Here is a 4,047-nt window from a genome sequence, read left to right as displayed (position 1 = left end):
CACAGCGGGGGTCACAAAAGTGTGCCGACGCTGATAACCACAGTGATAAACACGGTCAGAATGAGCAGTAAGGGCCAGATAAAGGCCAGCCAGCGATCGTAGGACACGCGCCCGATGGCAAGCCCGCCAACCACCACCGCAAAGGTGGGATTGATCAGGTTCACCAGGCCGTTGGCAGACTGGTAGGCAGTCACCACCAGATCCCGCCCGACGTTGGCAAAATCCGCCAGCGGCGCGAGGATCGGCATGGACAGGACGGCCAGGCCAGAGGACGACGGCACGAAGAAACTCATGCCCACCTCGATCCAGAACATCAGGTTGATAAAGGCCAGTTCCGGCAGGCCACCCAGCGAGGTTTCCGCGCTGTGCAGAATGGTGTCGGCGATCATGCCCTGCTCCATGATCACCACGATGCCACGGGCAAGGCCGACCACCAGGGCGACACCTAGAAGATCCCGGGCGCCATCCACAAAGCTGCCGGTCAGTTTCTTTTCGCCCAGGCGGGCAATAAGGCCAATCACAATCGCGGCGCCGAAGAACAGGGCCCCCATTCGTGCCATCCACCAACCCTGGGAGGACACGCCCCAGATCATCACCGCAAAGGTCAGCCCGAAGATAATCAGGGAAATGATCTGAATGGTGGTGAGGCTTGCGCTGTGAATCTCTTCATCATGCCCCTGCAGGAACAGCTTACGGTGGGCTGCCCACTGCTTTGACACCACCGAACGTGACGGGTCTGCCTTGACCCGGTGGGCATACCGCATGACATAGGCAATGCAGATCAGCAGGCCACCGATCAGCAGAATGAAACGCAGCACGATGCCGTCGGTAAACGGTATGCCGGCTGCATTGGCGGCGATCACGGTGGCGAAGGGATTGATGGTGGAGCCAAGCACGCCAACCCCGGCACCGACCAGGATAATGGCAACACCGGTCACTGCGTCGTAGCCGGCCGCGAGTATGACGGGAACCAGAATCGCGTAGAAGGCCAGGGTTTCCTCGGCCATCCCGTAGGTGGTGCCACCCAGGGCAAACAGGGTCATCAGGATAGGAATCATCCAGATTTCATGGCCTTCCAGGTGTCGCATGGCGCTGCGAATGCCGGTATCTATGGCACCGGTTGCATTCATCACCCCGAGAAAGCCCCCGAGAAACAGCACGAACAGGGCAACATCAATGGCGTTGGCCGCGTAACTGTCGGGATCGTAGAACCCGGCAGTCGGTGCCAGCATGACATCAACAAAGCCCTGGGGGTTGGGGTCCACCGTTTGGTAGGTGCCAGGCACAGCAACCTCTCGCCCGACCTCTTCATTCATCGCCCGTTCATATTGCCCTGCCGGGATAATCCAGGTCAGAGCAGCGACCAGGGCAATCAGACAGAACAGAATGGTGTAAGCTGTGGGGAATCGCGAAGCAAGATCGTTTTCGGCATTTTCGGGCGGCGTTTCGTCTTCAGTCACGATGCGGTCTCCTGTCCTTAATCGCATTGTGCAGACAGCTCCTTTCCGGGAACCTCGGGGAGGGGCTGAACACATCCTCACGTGGCTGCGCGCCACTGGTTCAGATCTGCATGGCAACAGCATAGTTCATCAAGTCATTTCCGAAGTTGAGGTAGAGCAAGTTTTAACAGACCCCGAAAAAGCCCCGGTGGCCCAGCTGGCAACCGTGAACACCGACAACAATCTGGCAAAAAACTGACACCCATCAATTCCCTTCGACCAACAACCAATAGTTTTCCAGCGCCGTTCCGGCATCCTATCCTGCCCTATTGGACCCTGATTGGAGAATCCAGACACAGCCAGCCCCATACCCCGACCCGTTGCCTAAACTATGGACGTTGAATGTTTGCTCAACTGCTACACTTACAAAAGTGTCTCAAAGGCAAGGGAGTTCGTAACATTTACCAGCCCAGAAACCGGAATCCGCTCTTATGGCCAGACGCCCGACTGCGATCAATCCGCCCTCAGACATCGACCCCGGTCGGCTCGCCCTGATTGCCTCGGTAACGCCCAACTTTCTGGTCATGCTGGACAACGCGGGGCGTATCGAGTGGGTCAATCCCAGCTTTGAAAAGCACACGGGTTACCGCCTTCATGAGGTTAAGGGGCGCTTCCCGGGAGACGTGTTGTACGGGCCCGGCACGAACCCGGAGACTGCGAAACGCATCAACCAGAAGCTGCGCCAGGCGGAGGTTATTGAAGAGGATATCCTTCACTACACCAAGGCCGGTTCTCCCTACTGGGTGCATACCTATTGTGTTCCGATCAGTGCCGATCAGGACGTTGGCCAAGGCTTTATCGCTATCCACAACAATATTTCAGACCGCAAACACAGTGAACGCAGTCTGCGCATTGCCGCCAGCGTCTTTGACCACAGCCACGAAGCCATTCTGATTACCGATCAGTCGAACCAGATTCTGGATGTGAATCCCGCGTTTTCCCGGATCACGGGCTACAGCCGCAACGAGGTTCTGGGGCTCAACCCCGCCATTCTCAGTTCCGGGCGCCATTCGGCGGGCTATTACCAGTCCATGTGGCGATCAATCGAGAAAACCGGTCACTGGTGTGGTGAAATCTGGAATCGCCGGAAAAACGGGGAAGAATACATTGAGCTGCTCGCCATCAGCCGCGTACACCTGGACGAACCCGCCCAGCACTACCATGTTGCGGCGTTTTCAGACATTACGGCGATCAAGAACCACGCCAGGGAACTGGTCCGGGCGGCCAACTACGATGACCTGACCGGCTTGCCGAATCGCCAGCTGCTTGAGGAGCGGCTGCGCACCGCCCGGGATCATGCTGACCGGCAAGGCCGCAGCCTGTCGGTATGCTACCTCGATTTGGACGGCTTCAAGGCCATCAATGACCAGCTTGGGCAACGGGCGGGCGATCAGACCTTGCGGACCCTTTCCGAGCGGCTGACACGATCAATGCGCAGTGGCGACACGGTGGCCAGGATCGGTGGCGACGAGTTTGTGCTCCTGCTACAGGGCGACGACAATCACGACGCGGTCTATCAGCGCCTTCTTGCCACCGTTGGCGAACCCGTGCCAGTAGGCGACCAGAGCGTTACCCTGACGGCAAGCCTCGGCATTACCCGCTACCCGGAAGACGGGGCAGACGCCGAAGGTCTGATCCGTCACGCCGACCAGGCCATGTATTCAGCAAAAGAAAAGGGCCGTAACCAGTATCACTTCTTCGACCCCGGCCTGGATGAGCATCGCCGGAACCGTCGCAACCAGCTGATGGAAATCAGCCGGGCGCTCGAAAATGAGGAATTCGAGCTCTTTTTCCAGCCCCAGGTCCGGGTTACCGACTGCCAGTTGCTTGGTTTCGAGGCGCTGATCCGCTGGAACCACCCGGAAAAGGGCCTGGTTTCTCCGGGTGAGTTTCTGCCCGTTGTGGAAAACAGCCACCTGGAGGCTCCCCTGGGCCAGTGGGTGCTGAAAGAGGCCATCCACCGGATGAACGTCTGGAGGGAAGCCGGCGAGAACCTCGCCATCAGTATCAACATCAGCGCACCACACCTGATGGACAGAAGCTTTATCGACTATCTGGAAAGCTACCTTCACAGCCACCCTGATCTCGATCCGGCGCAGATTACCCTGGAAGTACTGGAAACAACGGCCCTTGAGGATACCAAACGGGCCAGCAATGTCCTCACTCGGTGCCGGAAACTCGGCCTGCAGGTGGCCCTGGATGACTTCGGCACGGGATTTTCATCGCTCACCTACCTGCGCACGCTGCCGGTGGATATCATCAAGATTGATCAGAGTTTCGTGCGGAACATGCTTGAGGATGCCAGCGACCACGCCATTGTGGAGAGCGTGATCTTCCTGGCCCAGCGGTTTGCCCACCCGGTACTCGCTGAAGGGGTGGAAACCGCGGAACACGCCCGGGCGCTGCGGCAGATGGGCTGTAACTTTGTTCAAGGTTATGGTATCGCCCGCCCGATGCCCGCAGGGGAGGTTCTGGACTGGGCACGCCAGTGGCAGGAACGGGTGGCGTCTGGCAAACACGGGGATGCGTTCAATCCGGTTCTGGCTTC

The 4,047-nt window shown here is 58.4% G+C and carries 2 protein-coding genes; one reads left to right on the top strand and one right to left on the bottom strand.

Features of this window, described 5'->3' with window-relative positions:
- Nucleotides 1-11: 11 nt before the first annotated feature.
- Nucleotides 12-1,460, bottom strand: coding sequence for a YfcC family protein (locus tag B2W52_RS08190; RefSeq protein WP_082220558.1), 1,449 nt, complete (start codon nucleotides 1,458-1,460; stop codon nucleotides 12-14).
- A 470-nt stretch (nucleotides 1,461-1,930) separates the two neighbouring features.
- On the opposite strand from B2W52_RS08190, the gene B2W52_RS08185 reads away from it, so the two are divergent.
- The coding region (locus tag B2W52_RS08185; protein WP_286802419.1) for a GGDEF and EAL domain-containing protein at nucleotides 1,931-4,047 on the top strand (2,117 nt) is incomplete at its 3' end.

The organism is Marinobacter sp. UBA2498 (genome assembly GCF_002341575.1).
Classification (GTDB): Bacteria; Pseudomonadota; Gammaproteobacteria; order Pseudomonadales; family Oleiphilaceae; genus Marinobacter; species Marinobacter manganoxydans.
Note: the sequence above shows the minus strand (reverse complement) of the source record. Positions and strands in the feature narration are given on the sequence as shown.